General features: G+C 65.3%; 17 protein-coding genes. 10 read left to right on the top strand and 7 right to left on the bottom strand.

Annotation, left to right across the window (positions count from 1 at the left end; all coding sequences use genetic code 11):
• Positions 1 to 549 precede the first annotated feature (549 nt).
• From ACLMAL_RS34050 to ACLMAL_RS34035, 4 genes are all read left to right on the top strand, one after another.
• Positions 550 to 1,530 carry a nitrilase-related carbon-nitrogen hydrolase gene (locus ACLMAL_RS34050; RefSeq protein WP_412002822.1) on the top strand — a complete coding sequence of 327 codons (981 nt, stop codon included), beginning with the start codon at positions 550 to 552 and terminating at the stop codon, positions 1,528 to 1,530.
• Positions 1,527 to 2,543, top strand: a complete 1,017-nt coding sequence (locus ACLMAL_RS34045) for an agmatine/peptidylarginine deiminase (RefSeq protein ID WP_412002821.1) — start codon at positions 1,527 to 1,529, stop codon at positions 2,541 to 2,543. Before ACLMAL_RS34050 ends, ACLMAL_RS34045 begins: the two co-directional genes overlap by 4 nt.
• A gap of 99 nt (positions 2,544 to 2,642) precedes the next feature.
• Positions 2,643 to 3,218, top strand: coding sequence for a TetR/AcrR family transcriptional regulator (locus ACLMAL_RS34040; protein WP_412002820.1), 576 nt, complete (start codon positions 2,643 to 2,645; stop codon positions 3,216 to 3,218).
• 280 nt (positions 3,219 to 3,498) lie between these two features.
• On the top strand, positions 3,499 to 5,064 hold the full coding sequence (locus ACLMAL_RS34035) for an APC family permease (protein WP_412002819.1): 1,566 nt from the start codon (positions 3,499 to 3,501) through the stop codon (positions 5,062 to 5,064).
• Between the two features lie 302 nt (positions 5,065 to 5,366).
• Here ACLMAL_RS34035 and ACLMAL_RS34030 read toward each other — a convergent pair whose 3' ends face one another.
• From ACLMAL_RS34030 to ACLMAL_RS34015, 4 genes are all read right to left on the bottom strand, one after another.
• Positions 5,367 to 6,563, bottom strand: a complete 1,197-nt coding sequence (locus ACLMAL_RS34030; RefSeq protein WP_412002818.1) for a glycosyltransferase — start codon at positions 6,561 to 6,563, stop codon at positions 5,367 to 5,369.
• Between the two features lie 261 nt (positions 6,564 to 6,824).
• Positions 6,825 to 7,229, bottom strand: a complete 405-nt coding sequence (locus tag ACLMAL_RS34025; protein WP_412002817.1) for an arsenate reductase ArsC — start codon at positions 7,227 to 7,229, stop codon at positions 6,825 to 6,827.
• 16 nt (positions 7,230 to 7,245) lie between these two features.
• Positions 7,246 to 7,989, bottom strand: a complete 744-nt coding sequence (locus ACLMAL_RS34020; RefSeq protein ID WP_412002816.1) for an aquaporin — start codon at positions 7,987 to 7,989, stop codon at positions 7,246 to 7,248.
• On the bottom strand, positions 7,986 to 8,360 hold the full coding sequence (locus tag ACLMAL_RS34015) for a metalloregulator ArsR/SmtB family transcription factor (RefSeq protein ID WP_412002815.1): 375 nt from the start codon (positions 8,358 to 8,360) through the stop codon (positions 7,986 to 7,988). The genes ACLMAL_RS34020 and ACLMAL_RS34015 overlap by 4 nt, the downstream gene beginning before the upstream one ends.
• 115 nt (positions 8,361 to 8,475) lie before the next feature.
• Between ACLMAL_RS34015 and arsM the strand changes: the two genes are divergently transcribed.
• The 5 genes from arsM (at position 8,476) to ACLMAL_RS33990 (ending at position 11,887) form a co-directional block, all read left to right on the top strand.
• Positions 8,476 to 9,342: an arsenite methyltransferase gene (arsM, locus tag ACLMAL_RS34010; RefSeq protein ID WP_412002814.1), complete on the top strand. Its 867-nt coding sequence runs from the start codon at positions 8,476 to 8,478 to the stop codon at positions 9,340 to 9,342.
• A 248-nt stretch (positions 9,343 to 9,590) separates the two neighbouring features.
• On the top strand, positions 9,591 to 10,085 hold the full coding sequence (locus ACLMAL_RS34005; RefSeq protein WP_412002813.1) for a hypothetical protein: 495 nt from the start codon (positions 9,591 to 9,593) through the stop codon (positions 10,083 to 10,085).
• Between the two features lie 265 nt (positions 10,086 to 10,350).
• Positions 10,351 to 10,506, top strand: coding sequence for a hypothetical protein (locus ACLMAL_RS34000; RefSeq protein ID WP_412002812.1), 156 nt, complete (start codon positions 10,351 to 10,353; stop codon positions 10,504 to 10,506).
• Between the two features lie 424 nt (positions 10,507 to 10,930).
• On the top strand, positions 10,931 to 11,353 hold the full coding sequence (locus tag ACLMAL_RS33995; RefSeq protein ID WP_412002811.1) for a hypothetical protein: 423 nt from the start codon (positions 10,931 to 10,933) through the stop codon (positions 11,351 to 11,353).
• A gap of 57 nt (positions 11,354 to 11,410) precedes the next feature.
• On the top strand, positions 11,411 to 11,887 hold the full coding sequence (locus ACLMAL_RS33990; RefSeq protein ID WP_412002810.1) for a hypothetical protein: 477 nt from the start codon (positions 11,411 to 11,413) through the stop codon (positions 11,885 to 11,887).
• A gap of 105 nt (positions 11,888 to 11,992) precedes the next feature.
• Here ACLMAL_RS33990 and msrA read toward each other — a convergent pair whose 3' ends face one another.
• The 3 genes from msrA to ACLMAL_RS33975 form a co-directional block, all read right to left on the bottom strand.
• A complete protein-coding gene (gene msrA / locus ACLMAL_RS33985; RefSeq protein ID WP_406239463.1) occupies positions 11,993 to 12,460 on the bottom strand; it encodes a peptide-methionine (S)-S-oxide reductase MsrA in 468 nt (155 codons plus the stop codon).
• Positions 12,461 to 12,504: 44 nt separating this feature from the next.
• Positions 12,505 to 12,960: a peptide-methionine (R)-S-oxide reductase MsrB gene (gene msrB, locus ACLMAL_RS33980; RefSeq protein ID WP_412002809.1), complete on the bottom strand. Its 456-nt coding sequence runs from the start codon at positions 12,958 to 12,960 to the stop codon at positions 12,505 to 12,507.
• 232 nt (positions 12,961 to 13,192) lie between these two features.
• Entirely contained in the window at positions 13,193 to 14,212 is a 1,020-nt protein-coding gene (locus ACLMAL_RS33975) for a crotonase/enoyl-CoA hydratase family protein (protein WP_412002808.1), read from the bottom strand.
• A gap of 167 nt (positions 14,213 to 14,379) precedes the next feature.
• On the opposite strand from ACLMAL_RS33975, the gene ACLMAL_RS33970 reads away from it, so the two are divergent.
• Positions 14,380 to 15,030 carry a TetR/AcrR family transcriptional regulator gene (locus ACLMAL_RS33970; protein WP_412002807.1) on the top strand — a complete coding sequence of 217 codons (651 nt, stop codon included), beginning with the start codon at positions 14,380 to 14,382 and terminating at the stop codon, positions 15,028 to 15,030.
• Positions 15,031 to 15,043 lie beyond the last annotated feature (13 nt).

Here is a 15,043-nt window from a genome sequence, read left to right as displayed (position 1 = left end):
TTTCCGGACACGGCTGCGAATTTCGTTGACCATCGACCGGTGGGTGTGCGGCGCTGACTCGGGCAGCTGCGGACCTGTGTGTACTGCATGCCGGTCACGTGCGTAGACAAGTGGCGATCGCGTCCGACAGTGCATCGTCATCGACCCAGACCGCCTCGCGCAGAAGGTCGTCGCGATCGCGCAGTCGACCACGCCGTCGGCGTCATTGATGGCGAAGGGGTGAGGGCCGCTCCTTGTTCGAGGGCGCGGCGTGAACGGCCAGTGGCTCCGTTCAGAACAGAAGTCACAGCACACTTCGCCTTAAATATCATGCTCATACAACGAAATCAGTTGTCCTTTGCGGTTGACAGTATCGATTTCGCAATGTTTTCTGTGCGGTATCTGCCGTTGCTCATCGTGGACACCCCGCAGGGCTGCGACGGAAGTGGCGTTCGAGGCGATCTGGTCCCCGAGTGGTTCGGACACGTCGGCCGTGCGCCGGTGTCGGCTTCGACTGCCGATTGCATTGACTGAATTTTCAGTTCATCGATTCCAGGAGGTATCGAAGCCATGAATGGATCGACGTTCGTCCTCGAGACCGCGTTCGCACCACCGCCCTCATTCGCGCGGACGACCGCTGCACTGCGTCGACCCGTCCGAGTCGGTGTCGTGCAGCACCGCTGGCTGGCCGACCCCGCCGAACTGCGTGCTCAGCTTGCCGCGGGCATCCGGATCGCAGCCGAACAGGGCGCGCAGGCGGTGTTTCTTCCCGAGTTGACCCTGTCGCGTTATCCGGCGGACGTGCGGGCCGGCGCGAATCCGGGCGGCGCTGCGGAGGAGCTGCTTTCGGGTCCGACCTTCGCCTTCACCGCCGAGGCTGCGAAGGCGAATGGTGTCGCTGTCCATGCCTCGCTCTACGAGCGCGCGGAGGCTGCCGACGGCCTCGGGTTCAACACGGCGATCTTGGTCTCGCCCGACGGCGAACTCATCGGCCGAACCCGCAAGCTGCACATCCCGGTGACCGACGGCTACTACGAAGACACCTACTTCCGCCCCGGGCCTGCCGACGACCCCTACCCGGTATACCGGCCTGCAGCGCTCGACGGCGCCGCGATCGGCTTGCCGACCTGCTGGGACGAATGGTTCCCCGAAGTGTCGAGGGCCTACTCGCTCGGTGGTGCGGAGATCCTCGTCTACCCCACGGCGATCGGATCGGAGCCGTCGTTCCCGGACTTCGACACTCAACCACTGTGGCACCACGTCATCGTCGGAAATGGCATCACCGCAGGCACTTTCATGATCGTGCCGAACCGGTTCGGCGACGAGGGCAGCGTGAGCTTCTACGGTTCATCGTTCATCTCCGACCCCTACGGCCGCGTGCTGGTTCGCGCTCCACGCGACACCGCGGCGGTGCTGGTGGCCGATCTCGACCTGGAGCAGCGCCGTGACTGGCTCGGCCTGTTTCCCTTCCTGACCACTCGCAGGCCCGACACCTACGCCCGCCTCACCGCACCGGTCGATGCTGCCCGCCCGTACGGGGAGGAGGCATGAGCTGGAAGATGCCGTCGGAAACCGCACCGCAGGAACGGATCTGGATGGCGTTCCCGCCGCTGGGCGCGTCTATTTCGGCGACTCCCGAGTCCGCGCACGCCGCCCGGCTCGCGTGGTCCGCCGTCGCACACGCCATCCTCGACTTCGAACCCGTCACCATGGTGGTCGATCCCGCCGACCGGGATGCCGCGCGCCGGTACCTGTCGCAGGCCGTCGAGATCGTCGAGGCCCCACTGGACGACGCCTGGATGCGCGATATCGGCCCGACCTTCGTCCGCGACGAAAGCGGACGCCTCGGCGCGGTCGACTGGGTGTTCAACGGCTGGGGCGGACAGGCCTGGGCCCGCTGGGCCGACGACCGCCACATCGGGGCGACCGTCGGCGCACTGGCCGGGGCCGAGGTCATTGCCTCGAATCTGGTCAACGAGGGCGGTGGAATCCAGGTCGACGGACAGGGCACGGTACTGCTCACCGAGACCGTCCAGCTCGATCCTGGCCGCAATCCCAGGCTGGACAAGGCCGCGGTGGAAGCCGAATTGGCCCGCACCATCGGCGCCGAACATGTCATCTGGCTGCCGTGCGGGCTCACGCGCGACAGCGAGCGGTTCGGCACCCGCGGTCACGTCGATATCGTCGCCGCCATCTCCGCACCGGGGCGGCTGCTCGTGCACTCTCAGTCCGACCGCTCCCACCCCGATGCGCGGGTGACCGACGAGATAATGGCGGTGTTGCGCGACAGTCACGATGTCGACGGAAAGCCCTGGGAGATAGTCGAAGTGCCCGCGCCGCAGGTGCTGCGCGACGACGAGAGCTGGGTGGACTACAGCTACATCAATCACCTCGTCGTGAACGATGGCGTCATCTGCTGTTCCTTCGACGATCCGCACGATGCCGCGGCACGTGACATCCTCGCCGATGCCTACCCGGGTCGACGCGTGGTGTCCGTCGACGCTCGCGAGATATTCGCGCGTGGTGGAGGTATCCACTGCATCACCCAGCAGCAGCCCGCGTAGCGCTGCCGAGCACGGCGGCCCGCGGGCCGGTGAGCGGCGGCCGTTGCGGGATATCATGACAGCTGCGAATGATGAAGGGCGGGAAGGCAAGTGCGTGGCATGACAAGCCGGCGGGAGGCAATCCTGCGGGCCAGCGCCGCCGCAATCGCCGAGCGCGGAGTGCGTGGTCTGCGCGTGGGTGATGTCGCACAGGTGGCCGGGGTGTCACCCGGGCTGCTCTACTACTACTTCAAAGACCGTGACGGACTGCTCGCCGCCGCGTTGACCTACATCAACGACCGGTCCCGTGTGTACCGGAAGGCGGCGGACGACTCCGGGTCACCGCGCGAGCAGCTCATCGGTCAACTGCTGGCGGAGCTCGAGAACACGCCGGAGATGGTCGAGAACTCCTTGGCCTGGAACGAATTGCGAGCAAGCGCGGTCTATGAACCGCCCTTGCGTGAGCCGCTGGCCCGCACTTCGCGGCAGTGGATCGACGAGATCGCCGATGCTATTCGGGTAGCCCAGGCGGTCGATGATGTGTCCCGTGCCGTGGACGCACCACAGGTCGGGCTCATCATCACAGCGCTGACCGAGGGCTTGGCCGCGCGGTGGCTATCGGGGGAGCTCGCCGCCGAAGAGGCCCGCGCGCACCTGCGCAGCGCATTGGAGACGCTGCTGCCGAGGTCTGGGTAGCGCTCAGCTAACAGCCGCGGGGTCAGCGCGCGGTTGTACAGATTGTCGAAGAAAAGTCGACCCAGTGTCCAACTCGGCGCAGGTCGTCGGCTGTGTCGCAGCGCACACTGAAGGCCACGCAAATTTCAGACAACGCCCGTCCAGCGGGCGGTGAATCGATGACCGGTCCCGCACTCCAGAACTACGTCGACGGCGAATTCGCAGCGTTATCCGCTACGGCCGTGACGTTGCTCGGAGTCCGCCAGGTGCCAATGGTCGTGGTTTCCGAAGGAGGAAACGAATGAGCATCCTCAGTGAGCTCCCGCCCGCCGCACAAACCAGCGAGCGGCCGGTCGACAAGGGGCTTGCCGCAGGCACCATCGGCACCTTCTCCGGTGCGGTCCTCGGGATCTCGACAGTCGCGCCCGGCTACACGCTGACCGCCAGCATCGGTCTGATCGTCGCGGCGGTCGGATTGAAGATGCCGGCCATTCTCCTCGTCGGCTTCGTCCCGATGTTCTTGACTGCCTACGCCTACCGCGAGCTGAACGCACGGATGCCCGACTGCGGAGCCTCGTTCACGTGGTCCACCAAGGCCTTCGGGCCCTATGTCGGCTGGATGTGTGGCTGGGGCATGGTGATGGCGACGGTCATCGTGCTCTCCAACCTGGCCGCGATTGCGGTGGAGTTCTTCTACCTGTTCCTCGGGCGGATCTTCAGTAGTCCAGGCATTGCCGAGCTGGCCGACCACAAGGGCATCAACATCGCCACCACGCTGGTGTTCGTTGCGATCGCGACCCTGGTCGCCGGCCGCGGCATCACCACAAGTGAGCGGGTGCAGTACGTACTCGTCGGGTTCCAGATGATCATTCTGCTGGCCTTCGCGGTCACCGCGCTGGTACACGTGGCCCGCCACGGTTCGCCCACCCAGCTGAGTTTCGATCTCGACTGGTTCGACCCGTTCACCGGACTCACGTTGAGCGCGTTCATGATCGGGGTGACCGGCTCCATCTTCGCCTTCTGGGGTTGGGACACCTGCCTGACCCTGGGCGAGGAATCCAAGGACCCGAAGCGGGTGCCCGGCCGGGCCGGACTGCTCTGCGTGCTCTCGATCCTGCTGACCTACTTGCTCGTCGCGGTCGCCGTGATGATGTACGCCGGTGTCGGCGACACCGGGCTCGGCCTCGGCAACGAGGAGAACGCCGACAATGTCTTCGGTGCGCTCGCCGACCCGGTGCTCGGCTGGGCGGGCCCGCTGCTGCTGCTCGCGATCCTCGCCTCCTCGGCCGCGAGCCTGCAGACAACCTTCCTGCCCGCGGCCCGCACCATGCTCGCAATGGGCGCCTACGGCGCGTTCCCGAAGAAGTTCAGCAAGGTGAGCCCGCGCTACCTGGTGCCGACCTTCAGCACCGTCGTCGCCGGCGTGGTGACCGGAGCCTTCTACGCCATCGTGTGCCTGCTTTCCGAGCGATCGCTGCTGGATACCGTTGCGGCACTGGGCATCATGATCTGCTGGTATTACGGCATCACGGCCTTCGCCTGCGTCTGGTACTTCCGCAAGGAGCTGTTCACCAGCGCCCGCAACGTCGTCTTCAAATTCCTGTTCCCGCTGCTCGGCGGCGCAATGCTGCTGGCGGTGTTCCTGGTGTCGGTCCGTGAAAGCATGGACCCGGACAACGGTAGTGGTGCCTCGATCGGCGGCATCGGACTCGTGTTCTACATGGGCTTCGGCATCCTGCTGCTCGGTGCCGTGCTGATGCTGGTAGCACGCCGGCGCAACCCCGACTTCTTCCGCCGCGGCCTCGACGCCCACACGACTCCGGTAACCGAAGAGCCTGTGCCCGTTCTGATCACGGCGGACGCCTAGTACTGCAACGACATGCCTGATCGATCGTGCACTGTATGTTCCGGTCTCGTGGACCGTGACTGCTGCGCCGCCGGGATCCCCGGCGAAGTCGGGTTCGCCGAGAAGCCGCGGCTGATGATCATGATGCTCGAGCGAGCCATGGCCGCAGGGACGCCCTTCGCGTAGTTCACCGCCGATGAGGCTTACGGCCAAGCCGGTTACCTGCGCGATTGGCTGGAAGCATGCGACGTGTTCTACGCACTACCGGCGCCGCGGCCACCCACTCACCTGAGTGTCGTTGCAGGAGCATTCCGACAGCTTCCCTAACTGATCGCGTCGATCAGCAACTTAGCTGCCACCGTCGCCCCGTCGGCGCGGATCATGCCGGCCACTACGCTTGCGCGCGCTCGGGTGGTGGACGTCAATGCGACGTCGAGAGCGGCGGACAATGACGCTGTATCGGGACCAGCGTCCTCACACGCCGTGCCGATGCCGAGACCGACCACCCGGCGCGCCCAGTACGACTGGTCCATCATCTGGGGTACCACCACTTGAGGCACGCCGGCCCGGGCGGCGGTCGTTGTCGTGCCCGCGCCGCCGTGGTGGATGACAGCGGCGACCCGAGTGAACAGCGCTTGATGGTTGACCTCTCCAACGGCCATGCAGTCGGGGAGGTCGTCGATCACGGCCAACTCGGCCCAGCCACGGGCGAGGAGCGCACGGCGGTTGTGCGCGCGGATTGCTTCGATCGCGACCCGGGCGATGCCGTTGTGCACCAGCATGCTGCCGAAGCCGATATACACCGGGGGTGTACCCGCGTCCAAGAACGCCTCCAATTCGGCCGGGAGGGGGCGTTCGTCGGGCACGATCCAGGCACCGGTCTGTACGACGTCCAGACCGGGCGATTCTGGCCATGGCCCCAGAACCGGGTCCGCTGCCAACCACGGGCGGTCGGTGATTACATGGTCGCGCACACTGCCCACCGGTGGCAGCCCGAGCGCTGCTCGGCGGGTATCCAATGCCTCACCGAACTCCGCGTTCCACCCCTGGGCGTCGATCTCCCACTGCAGTTGGTTACCAATGGCCGCTGGCGCAGGCCGATCGCCCGGCATCCGCGGCATCGGCGGATGATGCGGCGAGGGCAGGCTGGTCGGCTGGTAGCTCGCGTACTGGTAGTGGATTCCCAGCTTCTCAGCGACCGACCGGGCGGCGATCTCCGTAATGCCGGTTGCGATTACCGCATCGCATCCTGTGGCTGCTGTGGAGATCGTGTCGAACTGAAATGCGGGCCACCGGTCTGAGTAGTCCAGCCGATCAGCCAGCGAGGCTTTTGCGCCATGCGAACCTGGCATCGGCGGCCCCAACGGCACCAGTGGCACGCCCAGCTCGGTGAAGCGCCTCTCGAAGTCCGGTGGCGCGCACACCCGTACCTGGGCTCCGAGCTCCCGCAACTGCAGCGCGAGCCCCAAGGCCGGCTCGATATCGCCGCGCGTCCCGCTCGTCGACAACAGCACCCGCAACGTCACTCCTTTGTTCCGGCGTGGACCATAGTCGGCCATAGGAAGTCCGGCGATCAGAGTGTCCCCACCGGTGACGACGGCTTCGGCGTGATGACTCGTCCAGGCTCGCTGTGGCTGTGGCTGTGACGAGTGACTTCGCGCGGCCCGAATGTGTCCCGGAACCACCGAGCAGATGCTGCACTGCTCACCTCGTCCACCACCCGAGTGCCGTTGCAGTACTAGCGGAGATCGCGATGCCGCTGACCAGGTGGTCCGATGTTGTCAGTCGATGCCGAGTTCGGTGAGTAGGTTGCGGACTCTTTGTCCGATCTCGTCGCGGATGGACCGGACGGCGTCGAGGGCTTGGCCTGCGGGGTCGTCGAGCTTCCAGTCGAGGTAGGTGACGCCGGGAAAGAATGGGCAGGTGTCACCGCAGCCCATTGTGATGACGACGGTGGAGGTTTCCACAGTGTCCGAGGTGAGGACTTTCGGAGTCTGATCAGCGATGTCGATGCCGATCTCGGCCATCGCTTCGACGGCGACAGGGTTGATGGTTCCGGCGGGCGCGGTTCCGGCGGATCGGACTTCGACGGCCGCACCTGCGAGGTGGGTGAGAAATCCGGCGGCCATTTGCGAGCGGCCGGCGTTGTGGACGCAAACGAACAAGACGCTGGGCTTGGATGGCATTGGCGGACAGCGCCTTTCAGTCAGCGGAGACGTTGTGCGCGACGACGGTGTTGTCGGCGGTAGTGGTATGCGGATACAGGATGGTGACCAGGCCGAGCCCGATCAGCGCGCCGAGGACTTGAGCGGCGATGAATCCGAGGGTTGAGGCGGGAGCGATCCCGGCGAAGGTGTCGGAGAACATCCGCCCGAGGGTGACCGCGGGGTTGGCGAAGGATGTGGAGCTGGTAAACCAGTAGGCGGCTCCGATGTAGGCGCCGACCGCAGCTGCGGAGTAGCTGGCGCGGCCGGTGCGCGCGAGGGCGAAAATGACAGCGATCAGCCCTGCAGTAGCAACTATTTCGCCGACCAGATGCCCGCCGGTGGCGCGGTGATGGGTCGCGATCTGCACCAGCTCGTGATCGAACATGATGTTCGCGAGCATCGCGCCCAGCACGCCTCCTGCGATCTGCGCGATCAGGTAGGCGGCGACATAGCCGCCGGTCAGGCCGGTGCCGTGGCGGCGACCCAGCAGCCAGTCGGCAGCCGAGACAGCCGGGTTGAAGTGGGCGCCGGAGACGGGCCCGAAGACCAGGATCAACACCGCGAGCCCGAGGGCGGTGGTGGTGGAGTTCTCGAGCAGCTGCAACCCGACATCGTTGGGAGAAAGCTCGCTGGCCGCGATGCCCGAGCCGACCACGATGGTCACCAGCAGCGCAGTCCCGGTGAACTCCGCCAGCAGTCGACGCTTCAGTGCTGCGGGCGTGAAAGCGACGTCGGTCATGCGGGTGCTTCGACCCGGTCGGCACCGGTAGTGACCAAGACATCGGAAAGTCGGTGCAGCGCTGTGGGAATCGCCCAGTAGTAAACCCAGGTGCCGCGCCGCTGGCAGTCGATCAACCCGGCTTCGCGCAGCACTTTGAGGTGGTGGGAGATGGTGGGCTGGGATAGCTCGAACTGCGGGGTCAGCTCGCAGACGCACACTTCCTCGCCGGGCCGGGAGGCGATCAGCGACAGCAACCGCAGCCGCACCGGATCGGCCAGCGCCTTGAACGCGCTCGCCAACTCCACGGCCACCTCGTGGTCCAGCGGGGCTGCGAGGGTGCTGTTGCAGCAGTCGGTGGAGGCGATGACTGGCAGATCCTGTTTAGACACATATCTATATTGACAGACTTCTATTCAGCGGCGCAAGCTGTATAGACATTCATCAATACAGTTGGGTCGGTTACCTGCTCCGGCCTGGATTCCAACCAATCAGGGACGTGATGTCATGACAGACCAGCAGATCGAACTCCGTGAAACCGTGCGAGCCCGGTATGCGCACGCGGCCAGAACTGTTGCCGCGGGCGGGGTCGCCGAGGATTGTTGCGGGACCGACCCCATCGCGGTCGATCAAACCTTCGGCGCAAGCCTGTACGGGGCTACCGACCGCGACCAGCTCCCGATCCGAGCAGGCGCAGCATCATTGGGGTGCGGCAACCCGACCGCGGTTGCTGAACTGCGCGAAGGCGAACGCGTCCTCGACCTCGGATCCGGTGGCGGGATCGACGTGCTGCTCTCCGCGCGCCGTGTCGGGCCGACCGGCAAGGCATACGGCCTCGACATGACCGAGGAAATGCTGGCCCTGGCACTCGAGAACACCGCCAAGGCCGCAGCGCGCAACGTGGAATTTCTCGAGGGAAACATCGAGGCGATTCCGTTGCCCGCCAACACCATCGATGTGGTGATCTCCAACTGTGTGATCAACCTGTCGGTCGACAAACCCGCCGTTTTCGCCGAGATGGCCCGAGTCCTGACCTTGGGTGGGCGCATCGGTATCGCCGATGTCGTCGCGGAGGACGAATTGACCCCACCCCAGCGCGCCGAACGAGGCGACTATGTCGGCTGTATCGCAGGGGCGCTGTCGTTCACCGAGTACCGAAACCACCTCACTGCAGCCGGATTCACCGACATCGAGATCACCTCGACCCATCAGGTCGCCGACGGCATGCACTCCGCGATCATCAAAGCCGTCAAACCCGGCGCCGAGACGGCGGCCGAATCCCAAGATCCGGCCGCCGTGGACTCGTGCTGCGCGCCAGGCTGTTGCTCTCCCGATGGCGAGCCGTCGCCACCCGATGCGGCATGCCAGCACTAGCCTTGCATCGGATTTCGTACTGGCGCTGGTCGGCGAATGGCTCGAGCTATTGGGAGACACCAGTCGCATACCGTGATTCACAGGCGATCCGCGAGGTGGCGTCATTCAGCCGGGGAGCCGGCCGGCTGCGACGCCGAGTCGAGTAGGCCACTACTCGATACAAGCAAATGCGATGGTGTGACGCTACTACCCGTGTTAACGACCCGAAGTCGCAGCTTCGGTGTGGCCAGAGCAAACCATCTATTTTGTTGAAGGCGGTGACCGCAATGGGAGTGGAATTCGATGCGGGATCATTTACAAGTAGTTCCCCCATTCCTAGTAAACTGACCGAGTTCGTCCTCGATAGGACTGTTGATGTTGTCCTCGGACTGCAGGTCGATCAGAACGACGGTGGGTTTTTTCTCGGGCTGGTACTTCGTACACCAGGTGGAGGACCCGAATTGGTGAAAAGCTCTGCAGTCTCGTTTGTTGCGGGTGCGTCGGTGGAGATTAGATTCGATGCGGTGCCTGCGGCCATCTATTCGATTGTGATTCAATCGCTGTTCGGCACTGTCGCTGGTACGTACCGAGCACGGTGGGAGAACATCCCCGGGGGAGGGCTGCTGGAAGGCATTCCGGTCACTCTTCCCGCGGAGCCACAATTCGGGGAACTGGAATCGATTCCCCAGGATGTGCCGGACGTACCGGTGGTGCCGGTAGTGGAGGTGGTGGCGGTCGGCCGCGGCGAAGAAGACAACCCCTGAGTGCGGCGAAATCGAACTGTCGTACCTGGAGAATTGATCGGGCGCGGCGCATGCCCATTCCGCAGTCAACCACAACACGGTCAGCCGTGTCGATGCCGGTCGTGACTCCAGCCTGAACATTGGCGCCGACCTCTCGGCACTGCAGGCCGAGTTCGCCCGCGTCCGTGTGCAGTTGCCAGCCGAGGGCCCACTAGGCGACCAAGCTCACGAACGGCTCGACGAACTCGAAGAGGCCGCCACCGCGACCGAACCGGACCTTTCCACCATGGAATATGTACGAAACTGGTTCGCGCGCCGACTGCCCGAGCTGGCCGGTGCCATCACCGGATTGATCGGCCACCCCGCGGTCGGCGCCATCGTCGCCGCCGCAGGAGGTAGCCTCGCCGAAGAATTCGCACGCCGCTTCGGCCCGTCCACCTGAGACCTCGGCTGCGCCGTCCAGGCCTCATGTCCTGGTCCGTTCACCGAGATCATCACTCCACGTGGCATCCGACGGTGGTGGTGGCGCAGGTGCGCGGCGGTGCGGAAGAGCTGGACGCTGCCCTTGAACAATCGCAGCACGCCATCGGTGCCGCGCAACGGAATCGCGTCGGTGCAGATCACATCCGGTTGGATCGGACCAGCTCGGTGAGGTAGAGGGAGCCGACGTCGGTGCACAATGACACGAGCTCTTGCCCGCAAAATGGGGGATCGCCACTCGAGTCCGCCGCGGGCACTTGCCGCGTTTCGGTGCTGTGGAGTCATCGACCTCGGGTTTAGTCCGACCTTTCCTGCGCGCCGGGATTCCGGTGTCGTAACGGGTGAAAACCCCTGTCCGGTAGCGGGTCTCGTGCGAGAGTGGTCGCGTGGGTGACGAGCTTCCCAGGCTCAGCGCGGTTCTGATCGGAACGGTCGTCATCCTGGCGATCGTCGTTCCGCTGATCCTGCTGACCGGAAACGAATACTTCATCCTCGCGCTGCTACCCGGTATCGGGTTGGTCGGAACATTCCAGGGCATGGTCGAGATCGTGCTCGGTGCGAAACGGCGCTGGGTGATCGCGGTGAGCGGAGGGGTGTTCATCGCGCTCGGCGTGCTCGAGGCGGTTGCCGCGGTGGTGAAAGTCCTGCACGAATCGCCCGGGGTGTGGCTCGCGGCCATCGGTGTGGGTCTGATCGGGGCGGTGATCATGGCCAGGGCGGTGGCGACCGAGGTCGGTCGTGCGTGGTTGCAGGGGCCATTGCTGCGGTTCACGATTCATACCGAACTGGTGAAGCCGAACACCTCGTAATTCGACGCCGCCCACTCCCTGTCTGTCACGCTCCCCACCGCCAGGGAGCTGATCGGGGTGCGGGTGCCTCCGTTCGTCCTCGACTACCATCAGATACTCGACGACGTCGCGGAGTTCCAGCTGGAAACTGCCAGAAAGCTCGGCGCCGCAGGCGAACTCGCGCAGGCCGTCACGCACAGTGCCGAATCGGCGGCGCTGCGCCGGCGCATCACCCGAACCGTTCTTGGTCGCCCCTACCTCGGCCGTTTCGCCGATTCGCTCACGCTCGAAACGTACTTCCTCGACCTCTCGGGCCGAACCGACGCCGCCGTTGCCGTCGCTACCGAGCAGATCGCCCTGGACCGGCGCATCCTCGCCGCACTGGGCGACAGCGTCATCGAAGCCAAGGCTTCCATGACCAACGTTCTCGTCGACGCCATGACCCGCCAGGCAGAACGTTTGGAGGATCTGGGCAGGAAGCCCGAAGCCGAGCAGCTCAGAACAGCGGCGCAAGCTCTCGGGCCGACCAGTCCGATTGACCGAGACCCGCGATGAACAGGTCACGGTCCGCATCTTCCACGCTGCTCGGCAAACGAATCCGGCCGCCCCGCGTTCGAATGGCCTCAGCGGCTCCGTCCGGGGCGGCGCGGCGTGCCGTGCCTACTGTGCGGTGGTCTGCCGTTTCGGCAGCTTCCAGCCCGGTCGCGGGAAGTGGCAGGTGTAGCCGTCCGGGTAGCGCTGCAGGTAGTCCTGGTGCTCGGGCTCGGCCTCCCAGAACTCGCTCGCCGGGGTCACTTCGGTGACCACTTTGCCCGGCCACAGGCCCGAGACGTCGACATCGGCGATGGTGTCGAGCGCGACACGGTGCTGATCGTCGTCGAGATAGAAGATCGCCGAACGGTAGCTGGTGCCGATGTCGTTGCCCTGACGGTCCTTCGTCGACGGATCGTGGATCTGGAAGAAGAACTCCAACAGCGTCCGGTAGTCCGTCCGCGTCGGGTCATAGACAATCTCCACCGCCTCCGCGTGGCCTGGGTGATTGCGATAGGTGGGGTGGTCGTTGCGTCCGCCGGTATAGCCGACCCGCGTCGACACCACCCCTGGCTGCTTGCGGATCAGGTCCTCCATGCCCCAGAAGCATCCGCCTGCCAGAATCGCCTTCCGCGTGTCGGTCACGCTTGCTCCTTCGCGAAGAGAGTTCGGTACTGCCCATAACCTGCCGCCTCGAGGTCGTCGAGGTGGATGAACCGCAGCGCCGCCGAATTGATGCAGTACCGCAGGCCGCCCGCCGCGGCCGGCCCGTCGGTGAACACATGCCCGAGATGGCTGTCACCGTGCGCCGAACGCGCCTCGGTGCGGATCATCAGATGACTGAAGTCCCGCTTCTCGACCACATTCGCGGCGTCGATCGGTTTGGTGAAACTCGGCCATCCCGAGCCACTGTCGAACTTGTCGACCGAGGCGAACAACGGCTCACCGGACACCACATCCACATAGATACCCGGCTCGTGATTGTCCCAGTACTCGCCCGTGAATGCTCGCTCGGTCCCGTTCTCCTGCGTGACGTGATACTGCTCCGGCGACAGCGCAGTGACCGCGGCGGGATTCCTGTTGTATTCCGGTGCCACATGACCTCCTCATATCGACGCCACGTACAACCCTGGCTGCGGTCCGGAAAGTCCCACCCCGCGGCGGCGTCACATTTCGGGTCACAAATCGCTCGGGTCGGCCGCGCGTCATCGCTGTTTCGTCAGGGCATCATCAGCACCACGGCCTTGCACACACGGATCGGTGCGGCATCCAACGTCCCGGTCGGCCCTCCGAGACGGGTCTGTTGTTCGCCGTCTGTCGGGCAGGTGGTCAGCGGTCGAACTGGGCGCGCTTGTGGTCGCCGTAGGGCGCGTCGCGTTCGCGGACAGCCTCGCGGAAACCGACAGTGGCCGAACGCAGTTGGAAGGCGTAGCCCTCGCGAGTGTGGCGGGAAATGCCGTCGAAGACGGTGCTGATCATGGCGGAGTTGGCGACACCCTGGGACTGCAGTGCCGAATTGAGGGCGAGTTTGGCCATCATCAGTTGATTGACCGGCATGCGTGCGATCCGCTCGACGAGGGCTTCGGTGCGTGCGTCGAGTTCGTCGGCGGGCCACGATTCGATCGCGAGGCCCCATTCCTCGGCCTGTTTGCCGCTGAGGCAGTCGCCGGTGAAGAGCAGTCGTTTGGCGCGCTGGTCGCCGAGCCGGTGTGCCCACATACCTGCGGCGGGGATGCCCCAGACTCGGGTGGGCGGGTAGCCGATCTTGGTGTCGTCGGCGCAGATGATCTGGTCGGCGTACAGCGCGATATCGGTGCCGCCCGCGATGGCGAAGCCATGGAGTTTGGCCACGGTGGGCTTGTTGGCGTGCATGAGGCTGGCGAAGCCGCGATTGAACCGGCTCATCATCGCGTAGTCGATCATCGGATCCCAGGTGCCCCAGGGGTTGTGGTTGACCGCCTGCACCGCCGGGTCGGCAACGGTGCCCGTGGTATCGACGGCGGCGTCGGCGCTGCCGAAGCCTTGTTCGGCGAACATGTCCAGGTCGTAGCCGCCGCAGAAACCCTTGCCGCGCCCCGACACCACGATCACGTGCACTCGCGGATCCAGATCGGCGCGCTCGACCGCGTGCGCCAGATCGATCGGGGTGTCGGGCGTGATGGTGTTGCCCTTCTCCGGACGATTGAAGGTGATTCGTGCGATGCGTCCGTCGCGCTCGTAAGTGAGCGTCCGGTATTCGCGGTCGCCGCCGGGCTCGGGCCGATTCTGCCAGGGGGAATCGGGCACCTCCGTCCAGTTCTCATACCACGCTGCCGGGCGCTGACCGGAATGAGTGTTGTTGTCGGTCAAGGTTTTTCCCTTCGCTGGGGGCGGAAGTACGGCGGGTGCCGCCGCGTCCGGGCCGGGCCCGCCGAAGTCGGGCGTTTGTATGGAGCTTGACCGATCGCGGCATTGACAGTCAATAGTGACTGTGAAATTCTCGGGCATCGATGGCCGAACACAGCGAAAGGCCGGCATTGACCACACGCGACGCACAGAAGCGAGCCACCCGAGCTCGCATCCTCGACGTGGCCACCCAGCTATTGGTCGAGCGCGGCTACTCGGCCCTGACCACGGTCGCTGTCCAGCACGCGGCCGGTCTCAGCCGCGGCGCGCTCCTGCACCACTTCCCGACCATCCATGATCTGTCGAAGGCGCTGATCGCCAATCTGGTCGAGCTGAACGAGCAGGCTGCGCGCGCCGCCGCTGCACGGCTCGGGGACTCCGCCGACCCGGTGCAACGCGCGTTGACGGCACTGCACGAGACGATGACGCGACCGCCTGCGCAGGCGGAGTCCGAGTTGTGGGCGGCCGCGCGCACCGACCCCGACTTGGCGGTGGTGCTGCTCGCGGCCGAGCGCGCGGCGGGCCGCGATCTGTTCCGCGTTGTCGATGACCTGTTCGGCCCGCTGATCACCGCACACCCGAGGTATCCGGTGGTCCGCGACCTCACCATCACGATGCTGCGCGGCACAGCGATCGCCAGAGTGCTGCACACCTCCGACAAATCGGTCGAAACGACGCTGCGTCATTGGGCCGACGCCATCCGCGTGCTGCTGGCCTTCGACGCCGCGCCCTCGGCTGCGGACGGCCGGGATCGATCGGGCGGGGTCGGCGGGAGGCGTTAGATCGGTACTTGCC

The organism is Nocardia sp. CWNU-33 (genome assembly GCF_046764895.1).
Lineage (GTDB): Bacteria > Actinomycetota > Actinomycetes > Mycobacteriales > Mycobacteriaceae > Nocardia.
Note: the sequence above shows the minus strand (reverse complement) of the source record. Positions and strands in the feature narration are given on the sequence as shown.

Coding starts and splice junctions, on each gene's coding strand:
- ACLMAL_RS34020 (WP_412002816.1), bottom strand. CDS start 7,989: ATGACCGACGTCGCTTTCACGCCCGCAGCACTGAAGCGTCGACTGCTG.
- ACLMAL_RS34050 (WP_412002822.1), top strand. CDS start 550: ATGAATGGATCGACGTTCGTCCTCGAGACCGCGTTCGCACCACCGCCC.
- arsM (WP_412002814.1), top strand. CDS start 8,476: ATGACAGACCAGCAGATCGAACTCCGTGAAACCGTGCGAGCCCGGTAT.
- ACLMAL_RS34045 (WP_412002821.1), top strand. CDS start 1,527: ATGAGCTGGAAGATGCCGTCGGAAACCGCACCGCAGGAACGGATCTGG.
- ACLMAL_RS34035 (WP_412002819.1), top strand. CDS start 3,499: ATGAGCATCCTCAGTGAGCTCCCGCCCGCCGCACAAACCAGCGAGCGG.
- msrA (WP_406239463.1), bottom strand. CDS start 12,460: ATGGAGGACCTGATCCGCAAGCAGCCAGGGGTGGTGTCGACGCGGGTC.
- ACLMAL_RS34025 (WP_412002817.1), bottom strand. CDS start 7,229: ATGCCATCCAAGCCCAGCGTCTTGTTCGTTTGCGTCCACAACGCCGGC.
- ACLMAL_RS34000 (WP_412002812.1), top strand. CDS start 10,351: ATGGAATATGTACGAAACTGGTTCGCGCGCCGACTGCCCGAGCTGGCC.
- ACLMAL_RS34040 (WP_412002820.1), top strand. CDS start 2,643: ATGACAAGCCGGCGGGAGGCAATCCTGCGGGCCAGCGCCGCCGCAATC.